We start from the raw sequence: 23134 nt of genomic DNA, 5'->3' as shown, positions 1-23134 counted from the left end.
ATGGCTAAACCAGATAAACAAGTCGACACTCTTAAAGTTCCTCCTCATTCCATTGAAGCAGAGCAATCTGTTTTAGGTGGCTTAATGCTTGATAATCAAGCCTTTGACCGTGTTGCCGAGTTGGTCGTTTCGCAAGATTTCTATACACGTACCCATAAGCTTATTTTTGAAGCCATGGTCGAGCTTGCTGAAATAGGCGATCCAATCGATTTGATCACCATATCAGAGAGCTTAGAGAAAAAGAATTTACTCAGTGGTATCGGTGGTTTTGCTTATTTAGCTGAAATTGCTAAAAATACGCCAAGTGCGGCGAACATCGACGCCTATGCGAATATCGTACGCGAACGTGCTGTGGTACGTGAAATGATTGGCGTTGCCAATGAAATAGCCGAAGCAGGTTTCAATCCGGAAGGGCGCACCAGCCACGATTTACTCGACTTTGCAGAGAGTAAAGTGTTTAAAATTGCTGAGCAGCGGACAAAAAGTAACGATGGTCCGCAAAGTATTCACAGCATCTTAGAAAAAACAGTCGATAAAATCGAAGAGTTGTACCAGTCGCCACAAGATGGTGTGACGGGGGTAAGTACTGGTTATGCCGATCTAGATAAAATGACCACTGGTTTGCAGCCATCAGATTTAATCATTGTGGCCGCCCGTCCGTCGATGGGTAAAACCACATTTGCGATGAACTTAGCTGAACATGCCGCAATGACACAAGATAAGCCTGTGCTTATTTACTCATTAGAAATGCCCTCGGAGCAGATTATGATGAGGATGTTGGCATCCCTTGGTCGAATTAATCAGACCAAAGTGCGCACCGGTCAATTGGATGATGACGATTGGGCGCGTCTTTCATCAACCATGGGGCTACTGATGGAAAAAGGAAAGATGTATGTTGATGATGCATCAGGTCTAACTCCAACAGATGTTCGCTCACGTGCGCGTCGTATAGCTCGTGATCACGGTGGGATAAGTATGATCATGGTCGATTACTTGCAGCTAATGCGCGTTCCCAGCCTCTCTGATAACCGTACTTTAGAAATTGCTGAAATCTCACGGTCACTTAAATCATTAGCAAAAGAACTCCAATGCCCAGTCGTAGCACTGTCGCAGCTAAACCGTACTCTAGAGCAGCGTGCCGATAAACGCCCAATTAACTCCGACTTACGTGAATCAGGCTCTATCGAGCAGGATGCCGATTTAATCATGTTTATCTACCGCGACGAAGTATATAACGAAGACAGTACTGAGAAAGGGATTGCTGAAATTATCATAGGTAAACAACGTAATGGTCCAATTGGTAAAGTACGTTTAACTTTCCAAGGTCAGTTCTCGCGTTTTGATAATTACGCCGGACCTGCGGTAGACGACGATTACTGATGCGTTTAGCTATTGCCGAAATTAACTTACAAGCACTTGCTCATAATTTAGCGCAAGTGCGACAGTTTGCGCCTAATAGTAAAGTTATGGCGGTATTAAAAGCCAATGCTTATGGCCATGGTTTAGTGAAAATAGCGCAGCATCTTAATGATGCTGACGCATTTGCAGTGGCACGAATAGATGAAGCTCTAGCACTGCGGGCGGGTGGGCTGACCAAGCCTATTGTGTTGCTGGAAGGTTTTTTCCATCAAGATGATTTGCCGATTTTATTAGCCAATAACTTTCAAACCATTATCCATGATGAAAATCAGCTCAGGGCACTTGAAAATGCAAAGCTCGATGAACCAATCAGTTGCTGGTTAAAAATCAATACCGGTATGCATCGTTTAGGGATTGCACCAACGCAGTTGAATGATTTTTATCAGCGCTTGCAAGCGACGAATAACGCTAAAGATACAATCAATTTAATGACGCATTTTTCCAGTGCCGATGATGTTAATGATCCCAAAACAGCTGAGCAAATTGCTTTGTTTGATTCATTAGTGCAAGGCAAACAACAAGCACATTGTTTAGCAAATTCGGCTGGTATTATTGCTTGGCCTGCAGGTCATGGCGACTGGGTACGTCCAGGCTTGATGATGTATGGTGTATCACCAATGCTTAACACTTCTGGCAAAGACCATCAGCTGAAGCCAGTGATGCGCTTAACCACTAAGGTCATTGCAATTCGCGATGTTGATGCCGCGCAAGGTGTTGGTTATGGTGGTTGTTGGCAAAGTGCTCAGCCGACTAAGCTTGCAGTGGTGGCCATGGGCTATGGTGATGGTTATCCGCGCCATGCTAGACATGGCACACCTGTAGTGATTGCTGGCAAACGTTATGGTATTGCTGGCAACATCTCTATGGATATGATCAGTGTTGATATTGGTGCAAATGCTGATGGCATCAAAGTCGGCGATGAGGTGGTGATGTGGGGCCCAGAATTACCCGTTGAAGAAATCGCCCAATGTGCCACGACAATCCCTTACGAGTTAGTCTGTAATATTACCCCACGGGTAAGCTATGAATATTTAGAGTAATGCTAAGCGTTACTCTTTGATAAAATACACATCGCTAAAACCCATGCGAGCAAACTCTTCATCACGAAAATTACGCACTGCCGCAGAACCTTTTGAAGTCATAGCAATTTGCTGTTCCATCTTTAAGTAATTTGTTAAATCAATCCCTTCAGCCGCGGCAATAGCCTGATACATATCGCGATATTTATCTTTTGCAAAATTAATTTCGCGAGGCTGATTTTTAAATTTGTACGTAATGCGTCGTGCCATGAGTCACCCATAAAATAATTTAATTGCGTTAATTTTACACCTTCTTCGACATCCGCTCTACCTTTGAATGACTTGTAGCTTAGCTCAAGTTACAATAACGGACATATTTTTAAATAAACCAAGGAATTGTCATGAAATTATCTGTAGAGATCAGTAAGTACCCACTTCATCAAGATTATATCCCATTTATTAAGGGGTTTATTGATCGCTTAAATGAATATGACGATTTAAAAGTAATAACAAATACCTTGTCGACGCAAATTTTTGGGGATTACGATTTAGTAATGTCAGTGCTTAGTACAGAGATAAAACGTTCATACGAAGAGTTTGGCAAAGCTATTTTTGTTTGTAAATTCCTCAATGGTGATCTCTCTCCCCAATAGCAGCTAAAGCCTTAGTGGATCAATTATGGAATTTATTACAGAAACTCTCGCAGGGTTTACTGCAATGTCGCACTGGGAATATATCGCAGTGGCGCTCTCTATGGCATATTTGCTATTAGCAATAAAAGAAAATCTGTGGTGTTGGCCTGCGGCATTTTTTAGCACCCTTATTTATACCATAATGTATTGGAATGGTGCTTTATTAATGGAATCGCTATTGCATTTTTACTATATGTATATGGCGGTTTATGGGTGGGTAATATGGCGAAAAGGCGACGCTAATAAACATCAATTAGTGATTACCTCATGGTGCTTGCATCAACACTTATTCATTATTATTGCGACTTCGATTGTGGCATTAATATTTGGTTATGTGATGAACAATCACACCCATGCAGACTTTGCTTATTTAGATAGTTTTACAACCTGTTTTGCTGTTGTTACAACGTATTTAGTTGCGAAAAAAGTACTGGAAAATTGGCTGTATTGGATTGTAATTGATGCGGCTTCGATGTATTTGTATTACGAGAAAGGCTACTACCCAACATTAGCGCTGTTTATTTTTTACACCATAATGGCAGCATGGGGGTTTAAAACCTGGTATGAAGAGTATGAGCAAAATCAAGCTAAGCCTTTGGCGCAATTATAAGAAGCAGTATGACAGGTAAAGAAATTAGCGGCATTTTTGCCGCTTTTGATCCACAACTAAAGGTATTGAGCAATGAGCGGCTATTTAGCGGTTTAAGTAACGATAACTTTTTAGTGCGTACTGCACAGCAGGCTTTTTTATTAAAGTGCTATCGCGAGCATTGGCCAGTGCAGGGCTTGGCAGCACAAACTGTATTTGCGCAGCAGCAGGTATGCCCCAAACCACTGTGGACTGATGAAGTTAACAAGCTGGCGATTTTTGAATACCTAGAGGGGAATATTGCACAAGGGGATTACACTTTAGAGTTGCTGCAAAAGTTGATTGCTTTTCATTGCCATGATGTTGTTACTGAGGCGATGGATATAAAGTATGAGCTGGATTTTTATAAACAAACTCGCTTATATCAGCAATATCAAGCAAGCGTTGAGGATGCATTAAAGCAAATCGCGTTATTACCCCGTGATGAAGGTTTTTGCCATAATGATTTAGTAAAAGAAAATATTATTGTGAATAGCCAAGGCATGTTTTTAATTGATTTTGAGTACGCTAAAAGTAATGACGTATACTTCGATTTAGCAGCACTGACTGTTAGCTTTGCGTTGAATGATAAGCAAAAAAATAGCTTGCTTTCAAACTACCAACAGCAATTGCCTGCTATTCAAAAATTTCACTATTCACTGCAAAAGCTTGAATGCTATCAGTTGGTGTTTTTAGTGTTGTGTATTTGTTGGTATAGCGCACGCTCAGTCGATAATAAAGTGACTGAGTTGCGTACGCAGTTGGATTGTTTGATTAGCTCAATGGAGCATCGTTAAAGACCACCAAAACGCGCCGCAAGTTCTTTGTATTTTGCAACTTCATCTGCATCAAATAGTGGTTCGCCGTTTTCATCAACAGATTTCGATATTAATAAACTTTCCCGGGCAAGACGCTTTACACGTTCAACTTTAACCCCTAAAAACTCCGCTACTTGCTCGGTTGACATTAAACTCATAGATACTTCCTCATGTTAAACCTTTTACAAGCGCCTTAAAAAGTCGTTAAACGGGCATTTATATGTTGCAAAATGGTTAGTGATTTTTATTAAGTATAATTTAATAGCTGTTTTTTGCTTGCTTGTGAAGTAATTTATTATAATTTGCTGAATTATTAAGCATCTAAGCGATAGAAGCTAGCATTTAATTGCATATGCCTTTATTATTGCTCGGCCTAAGCACTGATATCGCGAGTTGGTGTGGTGGCACAAATGTGCTCTCGTGGTGAAATGGATATCACGTGGCCCTCCGGAGGCTGAGTTGTAGGTTCGATCCCTACCGAGAGCGCCATTTGCAATAATGCCAAGCCTTTCATCAAAGGCAATCAATAATAATTCTCTATCTTACTCCACTGTGTTTGCCCTCAATCACACTCTTTTAGTACTCATGATGTAAATAAACCCCTACTAATATTTTGAATTAAATAAATTGCACAAGTGGTAAAACTGACAACTGGGCTATACTCATAATTCATTATCTTAGGGAATTGTATTATGCACTACAGCTCGCCTCCATTAAAAATGGGGGGATTACAGTTTCATGTCCTTTTGCATACTAAGTAAGTCGAGCACAGTTGTTATTAGGCAATGCCTGTGAGTGTTGTGTTAAATGAGCTCTTTAGCAAAGGGTACTCTGGAGATTGAATGAATATTAAAACCCGTATTCTGGTGTTTGTCATTTTGTTTGAGATATTGGCTTATTCAACCCTACAGTTATTCAACACGCTAATTTACAAAGAATCTTTGGATGAATTTAAGCAAAATGAAATTCAGGCTGTGTTTAATGGCACTATTTCCCGTATCAATCATCTTACAGAACAAATGCAAGGTCATGCGATCGATCTGGCTCTAAGTGGTGAACAGTTATACTTTCTGCGTCATCAAAAATCTACTCCCATGGCTGATATCAAGGAACTGGCTCAGCGCACGTTACAAAACAAGTTTACTAGTTTTGAGCAAGCTATGGGCGGAGGGCTTTGGTATCAACCGCAGGTACTGGATGAGCAGTATCGTTATTTTGGCCCATATGTATATAAAGAAAATAAACAGCTGCAATTTACGTGGGATCTCAATACACCACAGTACGATTATTTTTCTCAGGATTGGTACCAGCTTGCTGTACAGCAAGGGTGGGGATTAAACCAATCAAGCTATCGTCCTATATTTTGGACTAACCCTTATTACGATGATGCAGGCTCATTCTCGTTGATGATGACCATAGATGCGGTGATGCTTGACGATAACCGCAGTCCGATTGGTATGGCGACGCTCGACTGGTCTTTAGCTGAGTTAAGTGAGTTTTTAGTCAGCATTAAAGTGACCGAAAATGCACAATCATTTTTATTTCACCGGGATTCTGAGTTAATTATTGGCTTTACAGACAAGCCTCAAACGGTACAGCAGTTGACCGATGACTTTCCTTGGGCGGCAACATTAGTAGCTCAAAGTCGGTTAAGTAAGGTCAATAGCTTTGGGTTTGAGCAGCTAGCAATTGAAGATAAGTATATTTTTTATCAGCTTAGTGAGAGCGGTTTTATCTTTGGCTCATTAGTTCCTAAAAATGATTTAAGTAAACAAGTTGATAAAGTGTCTTCTTGGGCTTTAATCACAGGCAGTGGCATAGGGCTCGGCTTTATTATACTGATGATTTTTATCCTCAAAGCTTTGTTTAGCCCTTTTGATCAGGTATTAAATATCATAAAAAGCTCTATTCGTTATGGTAGTAATAAGCAAGTTAATCTACTGCCAGTTGAGTATGCTAAACGCAATGAGTTTACCCCAATTATTACTGCTTTAAATGATGTGTACTTACAAGTAAAAAGCTACGTCAGTGAGATTGAAGATGCGAATACCAAGTTGATGTCTTCACAGCAACAAGTAAAACAGTTAAATGCGGTACTTGAGCGTAAAGTGGCTCTGCGTACTGCTGAGCTTGAGACTAAGACCAAAGAAGCAACATTATCGCTGGAACAGCTAAAACGTACTCAGCAACAGTTAATTGAAAATGAAAAGCATGCGTCGTTAGGACGATTAGTTGCTGGAGTTGCTCATCAAATAAATACCCCATTGGGCATTTGCGTCACGGCTGCATCAGTACTGGAAAGCACCTCGAAAACTATTCATGGCAAAGCGGCTGCGGGTAACATGTCGAGAGAGGAGTTTAATCAGGCCTATGATCATATAATACAAAGCACAGAGTTATTGAGCGTTAATCTCCACAGAGCTACAAATCTAATCAATAACTTTAAACAAGTTGCGGTAGACAACGATACACAGGAAAATCGCTGGTTTAACTTAGGTGAGTATATCGATAATATTCTGCTGTCAATCCACTCACGTGTTGACCAAACCCCTCATAAAGTTAAATGCCAATACCAGCAAGAAATTCGTTTTTTTGCCTCACCAAGTGCATTCTCGCAAATTTTAGGGCAGCTAGTGGAAAATGCCTTAGTTTACGCTTTTGATGATTCAACGCCTGGGGAGGTGAACATTAAAGTGAGTAAACATGATGAACAACTTCAGCTGATAATCAGCGATAATGGTAAAGGCATGCCAGAAGATGTCCGCAAGCAAGTATTTGACCCGTTCTTTTCTACGAATAACGCACAACTGAGCTTAGGTTTGGGGTTGCACATTGTTTATAATTTAGTAATACATAAACTAGCCGGTACGATAGAGTGCCAGAGTCAATTAGGTACTGGCACTACTTTTATCATTACTATACCAATCAATGTAATTGAACAACCGTGAGTATTTTTAAAGCCACTTTTTATTTTTGAAGTAAACGCCGATGGCACCGGTGATCACGACTAAAAATATAACAAAAAAACTAAATGCGTAAGGGCTCTCTGTACCAGGGATACCGCCTACATTTACGCCAAGTAAACCGGTTAAAAATCCTAGCGGTAAAAACAGTGCCGCAACCACCGACATCACATACATACGCTGATTTAATTGTTCAGAAACCTGATTAGTAATGGTTTGTTGAATAATTTGCGCACGTTCAATAGAGCTGTCTAATTCTTCAATAAAGCGGATCAGTAGATTGGTGGTTTCGTTTAACTTGGCTTTGTCGTTTTCACTAAGCCAGCTGTATTTGTTTGCCATTAAAGTACTGAGCGCTTCTTTTTGTGGCCTTAAGTAGCGTTTTAAACCAATTGATTGACGGCGTAACTGCGACAGTCCTTGGTTATCAAAGCGCTTGGTCGGCTCGTCAATTTCATCTTCAAAAATATCGAGAGTGTCATCTAAACCATCAATTACCCCTTGCATACGTGAGGTAAGATTTTGTGTAAGTTGGCAAACTAATTCAGAAATGCTAACTGGCCCAGTTTTTTCTTCCAGTGCAGCTAAAATATCTTGGACTGAAAGTAAACGGCGTTTTCGGGTAGTGACCACTACATTTTCATTGATAAATAAACGAATTGAGACCATGTCTTCAGGGCTCTGCGCAGGATTTAAATTCACGCCTCGTAAAAACAACATACAACCGTTAGTTACTTTGGTGATACGAGGGCGTGTTTCATCGGCTGTTAATGATGCAAGTTCATAATCAGTCAACAATTCACTGTTTTGTAACCAATCTATGGCTTCACTTTGGCTATAATCAAGATGAACCCACAATTTACCTTGCTCAGGCTGCCAGTTATGTAGGTCTGCGCTATTATCAATTGTGCGTGCGCCGCCTTGTTCATCAAGTATAAGTGCGTGTAGTAAACCATTGAACATAGTAAATTCTCATTAATCCTGTATGTTAATATAGTTGACTATTGAGTGACTTAGGTCAATTAAATTAGCTTATCATTTGGATAAAATTATTTCATTTGTGTTTTTATCCGTGTAGCGTATAAGACAGTTTTTTATTAAAGGGCACATTTATGACGGCAAAGATAATTGTTGGTTGGCGTGAGTGGTTAAGTTTACCTGAGCTTGGCATTAATCAAATTAAGGCTAAGATTGATACGGGCGCCCGTACGTCATGTATTCATGCTCTTAATATTGAAGAATATGAGCGAGAAGGCGAAAAGTGGGTTAAATTTATTGCTCAGCCTTTGCAAGAAGATGAGCACACTCAAATTGAGTGTGATGCTAAAGTAAAAAAGATGAAATATGTAACCAGCTCAAGTGGGCAGCGTGAGTTGCGGTATTTTATTGAGACTAAGCTCTGCGCTGGTGATAAAAGTTGGCCAATAGAAGTCACTTTGACCAGCCGAGCGAGTATGAAGTTTAGAATGTTATTAGGGCGCACAGCCATGGAAAATCGTATAGTCGTTGATCCGGCTTTATCTCATTTATTAGATAGTTAAGGTTTTAACTATGAAAATTGGTATTTTATCTCGTAACAAGAATTTATATTCAACGCGTCGTTTAATTGAAGCAGCTGAGATGCGTGGTCATGAAGTAAAAGTGATCGATGCATTACGTTGTTACATGAACATTAACTCTGAGCAACCAGAGATCCATTATCGCGGTGAAAATTTAAAAGATTTTGATACCATAATCCCGCGTATTGGTGCTTCAGTTACTTTTTATGGTTGTGCAGTACTGCGTCAGTTTGAAATGATGAATGTATTTCCTGTTAATGAATCAGTTGCTATTTCACGTTCGCGAGATAAATTACGTTCGTTACAGTTGTTATCACGTAAAGGCGTTGGTATGCCGGTAACCGGTTTTGCTAGCAAGCCAGATGACGTTAAAGACTTACTTGAAATGGTTGGCGGTGCACCTGTAGTTATTAAGCTGTTAGAGGGTACTCAAGGCATTGGTGTGGTGTTAGCTGAAACACGTAAAGCTGCTGAGAGTGTTATTGAAGCCTTTATGGGCTTAAAAGCTAATATCATGGTACAAGAGTATATTAAAGAAGCTGGTGGTGCTGATATCCGCTGTTTCGTACTTGGTGACAAAGTGATTGCCGCAATGAAGCGTCAAGCACAAGATGGTGAGTTCCGTTCTAATTTACACCGCGGTGGCAGTGCAACATTAGTGCGTATTACGCCAGAAGAACGTAGAACAGCAGTAGCTGCAGCTAAAGCAATGGGCTTGAACGTAGCTGGGGTTGATTTACTTCGCTCATCTCGCGGACCTTTGGTAATGGAAGTTAACTCTTCACCAGGTCTTGAAGGTATCGAAGTAGCAACAGGAAAAGATATTGCAGGCATGGTGATCGAATTTATCGAAAAAACCGCTGCAACCAAAAGGACCGCAACGCGTGGCAAAGGTTAGAATCAATAGTGCGTTTACTTTATTAGGTGAAACGGTGGGTGTCGGTGAGCGTAAGACGCTGGCCCTAGAAGCAGCTAAGCTGTACACCCATTCGCCGTTGAATATCCCAATAGAGGTAGTGAATGGAGTTCAAGCAGGGCCTGTTTTAATGGTCTGTGCGGCTATTCATGGTGATGAACTCAATGGCGTAGAGGTCGTACGCCAATTATTAGCAAAAATAGATGCTAACCAGCTGCGTGGTACGCTGATTGCTGTGCCGATTGTTAACGTATTTGGTTTTATTCATAAGTCACGTTATTTACCTGATCGCCGTGATATGAATCGTAGTTTTCCGGGCTCTATTCGTGGATCGCTTGCTGGACGTATGGCACATATGTTCTTTTCGCAAGTGGCCATTCATTGTACGCATATTATTGATTTACATACTGGCGCAATACATCGCACCAATTTACCGCAAATTCGCGCAGATTTGAGTGATGAAGCAACGGCACAAATGGCGAATGCATTTGGTACACCAGCCGTTATTGATGCGTCACTTCGTAATGGTTCACTGCGAAGTGAGGCCGCGAACTTAGGTATTCCGGTGATCACATACGAAGCTGGAGAAGCGCTGCGGTTTGATCCAATTGCAATAGCGGCTGGTATGCAAGGCGTTGATTATGTCATGCGTCATTTAAAAATGATCCGTGGCAAGCGCGCTAAAAAGTTACCTGAGCCAATTATTGCCAGCTCTACCAGTTGGGTGCGTGCTGAAGTCGATGGCATTGTGCGTGCGCAAGTATCATTGGGTGAGCGAGTAATGAAAGGGCAAATATTAGCTTATATCAGTAGCCCACTCGGTGATTCTGAGCTGGAATTATTAGCGCCAAGAAGTGGTATAGTGATTGGTCAACAAACTATGCCACTGGTTAATGAAGGGGATGCAGTGTTTCATTTAGCATATTTTGCTCACGCAAACAGCTTGGTAGAACAACAGCTTGAAACCTTTATTGATGAAATAAGTGATATTGAAGATGAGTTAAAAACAGCGGAATTAAATAATTAATTGCTGATTGTAACTGATCAAAAAAGCCGTTTAAGGATATTCTTAAACGGCTTTTTGTTATGTGCTTTTAGTTTATTGCAGCTTTTTAGGTCCAATAGCGCGCTTAACCGCGATTGCTTTAGTAGGTTTCGGCTCTTTATTTAAAACCATCACCGGACGAGTAACAAATAGGTTATTAGGATAAATAACTCGGTGCCCATCAACATGTTCTAATACCACATTCATCAAGCCCATCTCGACAATACGCCCCTCAACAAAGTTCGCGCCGTCAATAACTCTAACCCAATAACCAACACGACAGTCATTTTGAATAAACATTAGCAAAAACGAGGTCAGATTGCTTAATAGCGACCAAGCTGCAAATAGTGCAACACCTAGCATGGCAAACAAGGATGAGCCAAGTACCAGTAAACCCCGTAATTCAATACCCCAAAAAACTAACACTAAGCACAGCATTACAAATGCGAGAATAATTTTCAGTAATAGTTCGGCACGATATTTACGGTGAATATCGACTTTGCCCTTAATAGTTTTTTCGAGTAATTTTTTAGTCAGTTTTAATAGTACAGGAAAAAGTAACAGAGCAACTAAAGTGACGACGAGTTTATACTGCGTGCTAAGAATATCTAACAGTTCCACAATCAATCCAAATGCGGTTTAGGAGCAACTAGTTTAGCGTTTTTAGCACACTTTAAAAGGAATTTTTTACAGTGACTAGCCATTGAATAGAATCAACATCATCACTTTTATCAAGTGGAGCGGCGATATCTAAATGGATCACAGTTCCTGCATTTGCTCTGCTTGGAGCGAGCCGTAACCCGATACCTATATTTTTCAATACTTGGCCATTTTTACCGTTATTTTGGTCATTAAACCAAGCGCGACCAATATCAAAAAATGCAGCTCCACCAACTTTAAACAGTTGAAGCAGGTCGTATTCCCAATAATAGCGTTTTTCAAGGTTAACTAAAAAACTACGATCGCCTTGTTGGTAGTCTAGCGGATAGCCACGTAGGCCATTTTCGCCGCCTAAAATTAGCTGTTTGTCGGGGGTTAGGTTTTTAGCATAGTCTAAGCGTATTTTGGCATACCACGATTGTTCAAAACTGGTGTTTAAATAATACTGCACTTGAGTGCTCGCGAGTAAGTTCTCTACTTTGCTTTGTTGTTCGTTCCAATTACCATCTAGGCTAGCATGAAAGCGCCAAAGGGTATTATCGCCACTAAAATGAGCTTTTTTCGCATCAAAAGAGTAAATAGCACGGCTATCGTCATTGCTTAATTCTTCACTTGCATAGCCTAATAAACCTTGCACATTCCAACCGAGATTTAAATCTTCAGTACGATAAATACTGTCGAAATTACGCACTTTTATGTAGTGATCCTCAAACCAATGACCACTGATATATGGATAGCTTAGCTCCCGTTTTTCAGCCAATGGTGTGACGGTATTTACTGTGCTCTCAAAAGCTTGCTGTTCATGGGTATAACCGACGCTAATGCGTTGAGTCCAATTATTAGCAAGCTGTTTAGAGTGGCCAAAGTGAATGCGATTATAGTCTGTTTTCTGGATAAATTGACTGAATACTTCACCACGTTTGTAAAGAGATTCAGTTCGTTGATCAGAAAAGCTTAATAAACCATAGCTGTAAGGTGTCTCAATAGAGTAAAAAGGGTAGCTAAGCTCGAATAAATGGCGTTTACCATCGTCGTTATCAGAGTATTCTATGCGACCACGGTAGCGGCTAGAAAGTATATTAGGATCATCATAAACAAACAGGTAACCATTTCGTTCAGCATCAGTAGTGCGAGCGAGTGATAAACGTTTACCCCAGCCAAATAAATTGGATTCACGAAAACCAATACTCGATTTATTTTCGCCACCGCTGCGGCTAAAGCTAATTTCTGGTAGTAACGTCCATAAGTCGCGGGTGATCACTTTCACATCTATGTCACCATCGCAGTTAGTTTCTGCTTTTATTCTGGCATCGTATAGATAACTTTGGTGACGTAATAAGCGCTCTGATTCGGCGAGTTTTTTCGGCTCATAGTGATCACCAGGTTCGAACAATAAAATACTTTTTATAACATTAGGCTCTGTGGTCATATGAACGCGATTAGCAAAGCGAAATAATGCGTTATTTTCTGCTTCTAAATTGGTATTGAAAACGTTGAGTTGCTCAAGTTCGACCTGGGCTATTTTTGCATTATTAGTTTTTTCTGGCAGCTGTATATCAACATCAAGTTGGCGACGTAGATTTTTTTCAGTGGGTGTAGTTGTGCGCTGATTACTGCAACTTTGCTGCCCGTCATCAAACGATTGCGCTAAGCCATAGGATGAATAGAGCAAAGTGCTGCAACAGCTAGACAATAAAAGTGCATAAGCGTTATTTATCACCATTGAAATCCTTGATTATGGGTTTTTAGCGTTTACCCACTACACACTAAGTTAGTGTATAAGTCTACCTCATTGTTGCAATAGTGTAAGAAAATAGTGTGCTAAAGCTGCTAATAAATGCTCAGCTTCAATGCCTTCGCCATTAATCCAAATGCTGTTACTGTAATGTTCAAAGTTTAAATTAAAGCTCTGCTGCGCATACGTAAAGCGGCATTGGTGGCGATCCGCTCCCGCTGCAAATTCACCAATTACTATTTCTGGGCCATGTAAAAATAACTGCGCCCAAAGCTCGAAATCATCATCGTTGGGCATTTCGCTGGGGATAATAATAATAGCATTATGTTGATTATCTAGTTGCAGCTGAGTCATCAATTTTCTCTTTATTTAAGACTGGGCTAAGTAGTCGCGTATGGCGTGTAAAAAAGGGCTGCCGTACTTATTGAGTTTAGTAAAGCCAACTCCTGACACTTTGAGAAATTCACTGTCATTGGTTGGCATTAGTTGCGCCATTTCTGCGAGGGTTTTATCGTTAAACACCACATATGGTGGCACATCATCCGCATCGGCAAGCTCTTTACGTAAGGCACGTAGTTTGGCAAATAGCTTTTTATCGTAATTAAACTGAGCGAGCTTGTCTTGGTATACGTGCTTCGCTTGCAGACGTGGTTCAGCCATTTGCAGCGCGTATTGACCTTTCAAAATAGCGCGAGCTCCTTCGGTTAAGCGCAGTGCTGAGCCTTGGGTGATATCTTGACTCAGTAAGCCTTGGTGAATCAGTTGGCGTAAAATACTGAGCCAAAATTCACTACTGTGGTCTTTACCAATGCCATAAGTGCTGAGTTGGTGGTGATTGTTATCCCTAATGCGGCTGGTATTTGCTCCGCGCAGTAGCTCAACTATGTAGCCTAAACCAAACCGTTGTTCGGCACGATACACACACGAAAGGGCTTGTTGTGCCACTAAAGTACCATCAAAACTTTTTGGTGGATTTAGGCAAATATCGCAGTTACCGCACGGTTCGCGTTGATATTCACTAAAATAGTTAAGAAGTATTTGTCGACGACATGTTTGTGCTTCTGCGAAGCTGGCCATGGCGTTAAAACGTTGCTCTTCGACACGACGACGTTGTTCATCTTCAATGTCTTCAAAAAATCGCCTAACACGGCCAATATCGGCCGGATCAAAATACATAATAGCTTCAGCGGCCAAGCCATCACGGCCAGCACGGCCAGTTTCTTGATAGTAAGACTCGATACTTTTGGGAATATCATAATGCAGTACAAAACGGACGTTGGGTTTATTGATGCCCATGCCAAAGGCTACAGTAGCCACCACAATTTGGATATCATCACGGGCGAAACCGGTTTGTACAAATTGGCGTTGCTCGTTACTCATACCAGCATGGTAAGCCGCTGCGTTCATTCCCGCATCAGCGATCTTTTCAGCTATTTCATCAACTCGTTTTCGACTGGTGCAATAAATAATACCACTTTGATTTTGTTGTTCTTTTAAGTAGCGAAGTAATTGCGCCAGCGGTTTGAATTTTTCTTCAATGGTGTAACGAATATTTGGTCGATCGAAACTACCAGTGTGTATATAGGGGGCATTTAAACCAAGCTGCTGGACAATATCAAACCGCGTGGCTTTATCAGCTGTCGCTGTGAGCGCCATCATAGGCACATCTGCAAAGCGTTGTTTTAGTTCGCTTAAGCGGCAGTAGTGAGGGCGAAAATCATGACCCCAATGTGATACACAGTGAGCTTCGTCAATCGCAAATAAACTAATATTAAGGTGACTTAAGCGCTCTTTAAATTCATGTTGCAGCACTTTTTCAGGTGCAACATACAGTAGCTTAAGCAAACCATTGTGCAGTTGTTGATATATTTGCTGCTGTTCGTCGCGGTTTAAACTGTTATTGATATACGCCGCTTTCACCCCGAGCGCTTGCAATTGTGATACTTGATCTTGCATAAGGGAAATTAATGGCGAAATAACGACTGTCAGACCGCTTAAGGCAAGCGCGGGCACTTGGTAGCATACTGATTTACCGCCGCCAGTTGGCAGCAATACTAGCGAATCTTGGCCGTTAAGGGCTGCATTGATCACCGTTTCTTGGCCATCACGAAATTCGCTATAGCCAAACACTTGTTTGAGTATAGCTGCGGGACTGCGCACTACGGTGCTTGCTGTGGGATTTGGTGTATTCATCGCGGACATTTTAGAGCTTTTAGACGACCTTGCATAGGTGCTTTTTATCGCACTTTCTTTTTAGTTGTGCTTTACTCATCTTACCAGTTATAAAGTCGCGGATAATAATAATGAATAAAGCCCAATTAATTGACCAAGTTGCTAAAGTTTTTGTAGAGCAAATGCCGTTTAACCAGTTTTTACAAATAAAAGTTAAATCACTAGATGCGGAACAAGCGCAAATAAGCTTTCCTTGGCAGGATGTCTTTATTGGTAATCCCGCTCAAAAAATTCTCCACGGTGGGGTAATCTCTGCGGTGCTTGATAATGTGGGGGGGATGCTCGCTGCGGCGGCGATGATAGATAAGCTCACTGAGCTTAATATAGTTAGTATTCAAACCAAGCTAGCGACGCTCGGCACCATCGATTTGCGCACTGATTACTTGCGTCCAGGCAAAGGACTTGAATTTACCGCTAGTGCCAAGCTAATTCGCTCCGGTAATAAAGTATGCGTATGTCGGATGGAGCTCCATAACGAACAAGGTACTCAAATAGCTTTTGGCACGGCAACTTATTTAGTTGGATAAAGCGTAGCTGGCAGGTAAACTAGCGGCCTTTCATCTACATCAGAAACAATCTATGCCAACTAATCCTGAACAGCGTAAAGGTGTTATTTTAGCCTGTATGGCTTTTTTTATGTGGGGCTTAGCACCTATTTATTTTAAATTACTACAGCATATATCAGCTTTTGAAATACTGATGCATCGTGTGGTTTGGTCGGTATTATTCATCGTCATCATCGTTGCAGTAATGAAGCAATGGCATAAAGTACAGCATGTGCTTAAACACCCTAAACTCATTGCTATGCTGGTTATTACGGCCACCTTACTTGGCTTTAACTGGGGGCTATTTATTTGGGCGGTTAATAATGATCATATGCTTGATGCAAGTCTTGGTTATTATATCAATCCGTTATTAAACGTACTGCTAGGTATGCTTTTTTTAAGTGAAAAACTACGCAAATGGCAAGCGCTAGCGGTTGCTCTGGCGTTATGTGGTGTGGTGATCCAAGTTATTAGTTTTGGCTCATTTCCGGTGGTCGCACTTTCATTAGCAGGGTCATTTGCGGTGTATGGCTTACTTCGTAAAAAGTTACCTATCGAATCATTGCCGGGGTTACTACTAGAGGCATTAATATTATTGCCAGTTGCTTTAGTATATTGGTGGTTAATGGCGCCATCGAATAGCTCTGATTTCGTAGCGAATGATTGGCATACTAATGTATTGTTGATCAGTGCAGGCGTTATTACCACACTGCCACTACTTTGCTTTACAGGTGCAGCCAAGCGATTGCAGTATACTACCTTAGGGTTTTTCCAATATATTGGGCCAAGTTTAATGTTTGTGTTGGCGGTGGTATTTTATGGTGAAGTATTTAGTCCTGAACGAATAGTAACATTTGCTTGTATTTGGAGTGCGCTGGCTATCTTTAGTTGGGATTCCTATCGACAATCACAAAAGCGTAAACGTGAAAATATCCCTGCACCCACTAAGCCTGTTTAAGCAATGACTTTATTGCGGCCAGTTTCTTTGGCTTCATAAAGCTTAATATCGGCCTGTTTTAATAATTCATCAATTTGATAAACAGGCCCGTGTGCGTAACCAATAGAGAGCGTAAATTGAATTTTTTCTTTGCTAAATTCAGGGCTATTGAGCTCAACAAAGTGACGAAAATTATCCAGACGTTTTAATACTTCATCTTTATTTGTGTCATTAAAATACACTGCAAACTCTTCACCACCTAAACGAGCCGCCAAGTCTTTTGTAAAGTATTTTGCAAAACAAATTGAAAGTCCTTTTAGTACTTCATCACCAGCATCGTGGCCATAGGTATCATTGATTGCTTTGAAATGGTCAATATCGAGCATCGCTAAAGAGGGAATTAACTCTTTTTTCTTCAGTTGTTTTAATGATTTTGTGGTTTCTTCAAAGAAGTAGCGACGATTAGGTAGTTTAGTTAAATAGTCAGTGTTCGCTTGTAAGCGAATGGTGGCAATTTGTTCCAGCATGTCAACGTTCTGGCTCAAACGGCAATAAAATTCTTCGTTATTAAATGGTTTGCGTAAATAGTCGTTTGCGCCATTTTTCAAAAAACGCGCCGAAAGATGCGCTGCATTTGAGCCGGAAATACCGATTATTGCTTTTTCATCATTACTGTATAAGCGACGAATTTCACCACATAACTCATCACCATTCATGTTAGGCATTTCGTTATCTGCAATTATAACTGCTATATCAGGTGTTTGTTCGAGCACAGCAAGTGCTTCAATGCCATCACAGGCTTGTAATATTTGATATTTATGACGTTTAAGCAAGCTGCATATATGTAGTCGTGCTGATGGTGAGTCATCGACGACTAAGACTTTAACGTTTTCGTTGCGAGGTAAGCGCTGTAGTTGCTTTTCTAAATAATGGTAGGCTTGCTTGTTCTCTTTAGTGATGTAATCAATTATTGGATATTTTTCGACGATATCACGGGTCTTTGCATCTATATTGCCGGTCATTACTATAGTAGGAATTTGAGCTTCAATAGTGCAGGGTACAGCCTCGCCTTGTGGTGCGTCAGGTAGAATAAAGTCTACTACAGCGCAAAAATAGTTATTTTTACTAATTAACTCTTTTGCTTGCGCTAAGGAACAGGCTATATCTGCATCATAGCCAACTTTAATTGCAATGTGCTTTTGCACTCGCGCTATAGTTGGCGTATCTTCAATGATGAGTATTTTTCGTGTCACGTAACACCTTGTTTTTGGCATCGCCAAGTTTGTTCAGTTATACAAGTTGTAACTGTTAAAACACGAAAAAGCAAATAACACCATTACTTTTATAAACTATCAGACTCCGAATAGTAGTCTGGATTTTGTGGTGCAGGACTTGAAATTTTAGAACGCCCAAACAGAGTATGAAACTTTGCTTTACACGTCGTTAGCTTTAGGTATTTAATCCACGCACGTTCAATTGCGTTGGTTGGTTCTTGATTACCAGAGACAACGGCAAAAAATTGTTCTTGGATTTCATTTTGTGGTTCAAGGGTTTTATTATATAACCCTTTTAGAACAACACCGTGTTGTTCAAGGATACTGGCTTCTAGTAAGGTAAAATTACCGCTGCGGCCGAATCCGCGCGGAAAGTTTTGATCATCATAAAACTGACGTTGGCTTACAAATGCTTGGCGAAGTAGTGAAATATCATTGCTCATGGCTGTTTCCTCATACCCTATTTTCAAGCTGGAGTATGGATCAAGTTGCGCAATTTATTAAACAAAAAATTTTTATCGTGAGGATAAATAATTGGATATAGATTTATTGAAAACCTTTGTCGAAGTGGTACGTACTCGTCACTTTGGGAAAGCGGCTGAAAACCTTTACATTACGCAGTCTGCGGTGAGTTTTCGAATTCGTCAATTAGAACAAGGACTAGGGGTTAATTTATTTATCCGCCAACGTAATAACATCCAATTGACGGCACCAGGGGAGCGCTTATTACCCCATGCGCAAATGATTATTACTGGTATGCAACGAGCTAAAGTCGATGTTGCTCTTGCTGATAATATGCATAAGCAAGTAAGTTTAGCAGGGACGCCCAATATTTGGGATGCTTTTTTACAGTTTGGTATCACTAATATTGTTTCTGCAATGCCAGGGGTATCGCTGGTGGCTGAAGTTAAAGCACAGCAAGAAAGTACAAGGTTATTATTAGAGCGCACCTTAGATCTAGCGATTTTATTTGATCCACCAAAAGTGGATGAATTAGTAGTTGAGCGTATTTGCACCTTGCCAATTATACCTATCAGTGCATTTGAAGGAGCTGCTAATGATAACTTTTTTGATAATCAATATGTCTATGTTGACTGGGGAACTACCTTCTCACTTTGGCATGCACGGCAATTTACTGGCCACACTCCACCATATTTTCGTACCAGCACAGGACGCATTGCATTAGATTTGATACTACAATGTGGAGGTAGTGCATTTATTCCTGAAGTTTTAGCGAAAAGCCATATAGATAAAGGGGAGCTACATCGAGTGTCTGATGTGGAACATACTTCTCGGGATATTTTTGTCGCTTATCACAGAGATAATGAACAAAAACCCTTGCTTGAGACGTTGGTTAATTTATTACTGGAATTAACACCAACAATAAGCAGTGAATTTAGTGCTAAGTAAGCTATATATGACAGTTTTGTGTTGATTTGATGTCTTTTGTTGTTCCTTTTTATGAATAATATGAGTCATAAATATTTCTGTTGTAATATTTCTGTCATTTACCGCAGGCAAAATGCAGCGAATTAAAAATTAGTCTGTTGCGTTTATTGAGGAAATAATATGAAATTTGCAAAGTCGAGCCTATTACTAGCTGTGTTAAGTGGTTTATCTTTTTCTGCATTTGCTGATGTTGATGTGTATGGTAAAGCAAATGTCTCTGTGCAATCTTCGGATGACGGTGAAGGGTCATTCAGCGAAATTAAAAGCAATGCATCGCGAATCGGTTTTAAAGGTTCTGAAAACATCAGTGATGGCTTAGAAGCTATTTATAAGTTCGAATTTCAAGTTAATGTTTCTGATGATTCAAAAGACACGGTTACATCACGTAATCAATACGTTGGTTTAAAAGGTGGATTTGGTCAACTAGTGATTGGCCGTAATGATACTGCTTTAAAGCAATCACAAGGAAAGTTGGATTTATTTGATAACCTTGAAGGTGATATCAAAAATTTATTTAAAGGTGAAAACCGTCTTAGTGATACAGTTACTTATTCATCAAAGGATTTAAGTGGCTTTAAAGTGCTTGCAACTTACGTTGCAGAAAAAGACAGTGATGGCGATAGCGGTTATTCATTAGCACTTACTTATGGCGATGCTGGACTGAAGAAAAGCAATGTTTATGCATCAGTTGCTGCCGACAGTGAAGTTAATGGTTATGATGTTGTACGCGCTACCGTGCAAGGGAAAGTAGCTGATTTTAAATTAGGTGCAATGTACCAAAGCCAAGAAAAAGTGGATGGTAGCGGTGATGCCGATGGTTATTTAGTTAATGCGGCTTACACCCTTGATAGCAATACATTTAAAGTTCAATACCAAGTAATGGATTTTGATGCGGGTGATAAAAAGTCTGCCATCTCTGCAGGTGTTGATCACTCCTTGAGCAAAAACACCACGTTATTTGCCTTCTACACTAATTTTGATATGGACAGCAATGTTGATCAAGATTACTTAGGTGTTGGCATGGAATACAAGTTTTAGTCTTTAGACTGTTGAAAAAGCCTTACTTATTACAGTAAGGCTTTTTACTATTAAGCTTGTGCATACACTGATTTACCCGCAAGCCAGCGATTGATTAGTTGTTCTACTTGTTCAGGATACTGGCGGAGCATTTGTAGTGCGATAGGTCTGACTAAGTTGAGTGTGTGCTTATCTCTGGTTAAGTCAGCAATTTTAAATTCCGCTAAGCCTGTTTGTTTAGTGCCGAGCACTTCACCTGGACCACGAATTTCCAAATCACGTTCTGCAATTACAAAACCATCATTGCTATCTCTTAGAACAGCCAAACGTTTTTGTGCAGTATGAGACAGCGGTGCGTGGTATAAAAGCACACAATGGGATGCGATTGCACCACGACCAACTCGACCACGTAACTGATGTAATTGTGCAAGGCCAAGCCGTTCAGGATTCTCAATGATGATCAAACTGGCATTCGGCACATCTACACCGACTTCAATGACCGTTGTCGCCACTAATATATGAATTTTTCCAGCTTTGAACTCGCCCATAATAGCTTGCTTTTCTGCTGCTTTCATACGGCCATGAACTAATCCTATAGTTAACTCAGGCAGTGCATGAGTTAACTGCAGTGCGCTATCTTCTGCTGCTTGGCATTGCAATGCTTCCGATTCATCAATTAAGGTGCATACCCAATATACTTGACGACCTTGCTCGGTACAGGCTGTTTTTACACGAGCAATAATTTCATCACGACGCGTATCAGGTAGTGCAATGGTTTTAATTGGGGTACGTCCTGGTGGCAACTCATCAATCACGGACGTTTCTAAATCGGCATAAGCTGTCATCGCCAAAGTACGTGGGATCGGTGTTGCTGTCATAACCAGTTGATGGGGATAGCAATCACCAAAACGGCCTTTTTCTCGTAGCGATAAGCGCTGGTGGACGCCAAAGCGGTGTTGTTCGTCAATAATAATAAGCACTAGGTTATTAAATGTTACTTGCTCTTGAAATAACGCATGAGTCCCAACAATCATTTGCGCTTCACCTGATGCTATTTTTTCAAGCGTTGCGCTGCGTTCTTTTCCTTTGGTTTTACCACCGAGCCATGCTGTAGTTATACCTAAAGCCGTAAACCAATTTTCGAAAGTAATGCCATGTTGTTCTGACAGAATTTCGGTGGGTGCCATTAATGCCACCTGATAGCCCTGTGCGATAGCTGTTAAGGCGCTCAGTGCCGCAACCAGAGTTTTACCTGAGCCAACATCGCCTTGTACTAAGCGCATCATTGGATAAGGAGACTGCAAATCGTTTTTTATCTCAGCGACGACTTTGTTTTGCGCGTTGGTTGGAGCAAAGGGGAGCTGCGCTAAAAAATCATGCTCCAGATGATTAATAGGGTTCAGAGCAACTGCTTTTACTTGCTGTCCTTGTTGACGTAATTTTAATAAGCTCAAATTTTGCGCCAGTAACTCTTCAAACACTAAACGTTGTTGAGCCGGGTGCAGGCCTTGCTCTAATGCGGTGATATCTACATCATTAGCGGGGCGATGTAAAAGTAGCAGTGCTTGAGTTAAATCCATACCAGCGTGTTGGAATTGCACTGGCAATAACTCTTCTACCTGATATTTTTCAAGTAATGCAATCGCCTGATCACTTAATGCACGGATCGACAGTTGTTTTAACCCTTCCGTTGTCGAGTAAACAGGCGTTAGTGTGGTTGCTGTTGGTTGTTCGCTCGGTGTATCGCTGAGGCTGTATTCAGGATGAGTCATTTCATAACCGACTCTGCCACGTCGTACCTCGCCAAAACAGCGGATCACCTTACCGCTACTTAAGGTATTCTTTTGTGCTGCAGTAAAATTAAAAAATCGCAGGGTGAGTCGTCCAGTACCATCGTTAACTTGGCAAACGAGCATTTTACGTTTACCAAAGGTAATTTGGCTGGTTTCTATGGTGGCTTCAATACTGACATGACTATGCACAGCTAAATCACTGATAGCATAAATACGGGTGCGGTCTTCATATCGAAGCGGTAGATGAAAGAGCATATCTTGCACTGTGCTAATGCAGAGTTTTTTTAGCCGCTCGGCCATCTTTGGACCAACGCCTTTGAGGTCAGTGATTGGGTAGCGGCTTAAAGTTGGCTTTGACACAATACGCTCAAATCTTTCATTTTTAGATACTTTTTAGTTTACGTGCGAACAGGCCTGTCATCAAGCATGTTTT

23 protein-coding genes and 1 tRNA gene are annotated in these 23134 nt (G+C 40.8%); 14 read left to right on the top strand and 10 right to left on the bottom strand.

The features are described from left to right. Positions 1-1380, top strand: a complete 1380-nt coding sequence (gene dnaB / locus H5183_RS10190; RefSeq protein ID WP_145237015.1) for a replicative DNA helicase — start codon at positions 1-3, stop codon at positions 1378-1380. Continuing rightward, on the top strand, positions 1380-2459 hold the full coding sequence (alr, locus tag H5183_RS10185) for an alanine racemase (protein WP_145237018.1): 1080 nt from the start codon (positions 1380-1382) through the stop codon (positions 2457-2459). The genes dnaB and alr overlap by 1 nt, the downstream gene beginning before the upstream one ends. 9 nt (positions 2460-2468) lie before the next feature. Here alr and H5183_RS10180 read toward each other — a convergent pair whose 3' ends face one another. Beyond that, positions 2469-2708 (bottom strand): DUF2960 domain-containing protein, encoded by a 240-nt coding sequence (locus tag H5183_RS10180; RefSeq protein WP_145237021.1) that lies wholly within the window; start codon positions 2706-2708, stop codon positions 2469-2471. A 131-nt stretch (positions 2709-2839) separates the two neighbouring features. Between H5183_RS10180 and H5183_RS10175 the strand changes: the two genes are divergently transcribed. Genes H5183_RS10175 through H5183_RS10165 form a run of 3 tightly spaced genes read left to right on the top strand, consistent with a single transcriptional unit; the run spans position 2840 to position 4555 of the window. After that, the gene (locus tag H5183_RS10175) at positions 2840-3091 is read left to right on the top strand and encodes a hypothetical protein (protein ID WP_145237024.1); all 252 of its coding nucleotides are present in this window, start codon (positions 2840-2842) and stop codon (positions 3089-3091) included. Positions 3092-3116: 25 nt separating this feature from the next. Next, positions 3117-3740: a nicotinamide riboside transporter PnuC gene (pnuC, locus tag H5183_RS10170; protein WP_145237027.1), complete on the top strand. Its 624-nt coding sequence runs from the start codon at positions 3117-3119 to the stop codon at positions 3738-3740. An 8-nt stretch (positions 3741-3748) separates the two neighbouring features. Next, positions 3749-4555 (top strand): phosphotransferase, encoded by an 807-nt coding sequence (locus H5183_RS10165; RefSeq protein ID WP_182731618.1) that lies wholly within the window; start codon positions 3749-3751, stop codon positions 4553-4555. Here the strand turns inward: H5183_RS10165 and H5183_RS10160 are convergent. Continuing rightward, a complete protein-coding gene (locus tag H5183_RS10160) occupies positions 4552-4734 on the bottom strand; it encodes a helix-turn-helix domain-containing protein (RefSeq protein WP_145237033.1) in 183 nt (60 codons plus the stop codon). The genes H5183_RS10165 and H5183_RS10160 overlap by 4 nt on opposite strands. A gap of 256 nt (positions 4735-4990) precedes the next feature. On the opposite strand from H5183_RS10160, the gene H5183_RS10155 reads away from it, so the two are divergent. Together H5183_RS10155 and H5183_RS10150 are read left to right on the top strand one after the other, a co-directional pair. Further along, positions 4991-5065 (top strand) — tRNA-Arg (locus H5183_RS10155). Positions 5066-5418: 353 nt separating this feature from the next. Continuing rightward, positions 5419-7524: an ATP-binding protein gene (locus H5183_RS10150; protein WP_182731617.1), complete on the top strand. Its 2106-nt coding sequence runs from the start codon at positions 5419-5421 to the stop codon at positions 7522-7524. A gap of 6 nt (positions 7525-7530) precedes the next feature. Here H5183_RS10150 and H5183_RS10145 read toward each other — a convergent pair whose 3' ends face one another. Continuing rightward, the gene (locus H5183_RS10145) at positions 7531-8502 is read right to left on the bottom strand and encodes a zinc transporter ZntB (RefSeq protein ID WP_145237039.1); all 972 of its coding nucleotides are present in this window, start codon (positions 8500-8502) and stop codon (positions 7531-7533) included. 149 nt (positions 8503-8651) lie between these two features. On the opposite strand from H5183_RS10145, the gene H5183_RS10140 reads away from it, so the two are divergent. The 3 genes from H5183_RS10140 to H5183_RS10130 are packed head-to-tail and all read left to right on the top strand — an operon-like array spanning position 8652 to position 11041. After that, positions 8652-9080, top strand: a complete 429-nt coding sequence (locus H5183_RS10140; protein ID WP_145237042.1) for an ATP-dependent zinc protease — start codon at positions 8652-8654, stop codon at positions 9078-9080. A gap of 10 nt (positions 9081-9090) precedes the next feature. After that, positions 9091-9996 (top strand): 30S ribosomal protein S6--L-glutamate ligase, encoded by a 906-nt coding sequence (gene rimK / locus H5183_RS10135; RefSeq protein ID WP_145237045.1) that lies wholly within the window; start codon positions 9091-9093, stop codon positions 9994-9996. Next, a complete protein-coding gene (locus H5183_RS10130) occupies positions 9983-11041 on the top strand; it encodes a succinylglutamate desuccinylase/aspartoacylase family protein (protein ID WP_145237048.1) in 1059 nt (352 codons plus the stop codon). Before rimK ends, H5183_RS10130 begins: the two co-directional genes overlap by 14 nt. Before the next feature lie 72 nt (positions 11042-11113). Here H5183_RS10130 and H5183_RS10125 read toward each other — a convergent pair whose 3' ends face one another. The 4 genes from H5183_RS10125 to recQ form a co-directional block, all read right to left on the bottom strand. Further along, the gene (locus H5183_RS10125) at positions 11114-11680 is read right to left on the bottom strand and encodes a mechanosensitive ion channel domain-containing protein (RefSeq protein WP_145237051.1); all 567 of its coding nucleotides are present in this window, start codon (positions 11678-11680) and stop codon (positions 11114-11116) included. Positions 11681-11732: 52 nt separating this feature from the next. Beyond that, on the bottom strand, positions 11733-13439 hold the full coding sequence (locus H5183_RS10120) for a hypothetical protein (RefSeq protein WP_404936103.1): 1707 nt from the start codon (positions 13437-13439) through the stop codon (positions 11733-11735). Between the two features lie 69 nt (positions 13440-13508). Then, a complete protein-coding gene (locus tag H5183_RS10115) occupies positions 13509-13808 on the bottom strand; it encodes a DUF3630 family protein (protein ID WP_145237057.1) in 300 nt (99 codons plus the stop codon). A gap of 15 nt (positions 13809-13823) precedes the next feature. Beyond that, the gene (recQ, locus tag H5183_RS10110; RefSeq protein WP_182731615.1) at positions 13824-15647 is read right to left on the bottom strand and encodes a DNA helicase RecQ; all 1824 of its coding nucleotides are present in this window, start codon (positions 15645-15647) and stop codon (positions 13824-13826) included. Positions 15648-15757: 110 nt separating this feature from the next. On the opposite strand from recQ, the gene H5183_RS10105 reads away from it, so the two are divergent. Then, positions 15758-16213 carry a thioesterase family protein gene (locus tag H5183_RS10105; RefSeq protein ID WP_182731614.1) on the top strand — a complete coding sequence of 152 codons (456 nt, stop codon included), beginning with the start codon at positions 15758-15760 and terminating at the stop codon, positions 16211-16213. A gap of 52 nt (positions 16214-16265) precedes the next feature. Then, positions 16266-17189 carry an EamA family transporter RarD gene (rarD, locus tag H5183_RS10100; protein ID WP_149980647.1) on the top strand — a complete coding sequence of 308 codons (924 nt, stop codon included), beginning with the start codon at positions 16266-16268 and terminating at the stop codon, positions 17187-17189. Here rarD and H5183_RS10095 read toward each other — a convergent pair. Together H5183_RS10095 and H5183_RS10090 are read right to left on the bottom strand one after the other, a co-directional pair. Beyond that, entirely contained in the window at positions 17186-18421 is a 1236-nt protein-coding gene (locus H5183_RS10095; protein ID WP_182731613.1) for a response regulator, read from the bottom strand. The genes rarD and H5183_RS10095 overlap by 4 nt on opposite strands. Before the next feature lie 89 nt (positions 18422-18510). Continuing rightward, positions 18511-18885 carry a DUF413 domain-containing protein gene (locus H5183_RS10090; RefSeq protein WP_145237075.1) on the bottom strand — a complete coding sequence of 125 codons (375 nt, stop codon included), beginning with the start codon at positions 18883-18885 and terminating at the stop codon, positions 18511-18513. A gap of 91 nt (positions 18886-18976) precedes the next feature. Between H5183_RS10090 and H5183_RS10085 the strand changes: the two genes are divergently transcribed. Continuing rightward, the gene (locus tag H5183_RS10085; RefSeq protein WP_145237078.1) at positions 18977-19852 is read left to right on the top strand and encodes a LysR family transcriptional regulator; all 876 of its coding nucleotides are present in this window, start codon (positions 18977-18979) and stop codon (positions 19850-19852) included. A 159-nt stretch (positions 19853-20011) separates the two neighbouring features. After that, positions 20012-20929 carry a porin gene (locus tag H5183_RS10080; RefSeq protein ID WP_149980650.1) on the top strand — a complete coding sequence of 306 codons (918 nt, stop codon included), beginning with the start codon at positions 20012-20014 and terminating at the stop codon, positions 20927-20929. Positions 20930-20979: 50 nt separating this feature from the next. On the opposite strand, the gene recG is transcribed toward H5183_RS10080, so the two are convergent. Continuing rightward, positions 20980-23061: an ATP-dependent DNA helicase RecG gene (recG, locus tag H5183_RS10075; RefSeq protein WP_182731612.1), complete on the bottom strand. Its 2082-nt coding sequence runs from the start codon at positions 23059-23061 to the stop codon at positions 20980-20982. Between the last annotated feature and the right edge of the window lie 73 nt (positions 23062-23134).

Origin of the sequence: Pseudoalteromonas sp. SR44-8 (assembly GCF_014163635.1) — a bacterium.
GTDB lineage: Bacteria > Pseudomonadota > Gammaproteobacteria > Enterobacterales > Alteromonadaceae > Pseudoalteromonas > Pseudoalteromonas rhizosphaerae.
Note: the sequence above shows the minus strand (reverse complement) of the source record. Positions and strands in the feature narration are given on the sequence as shown.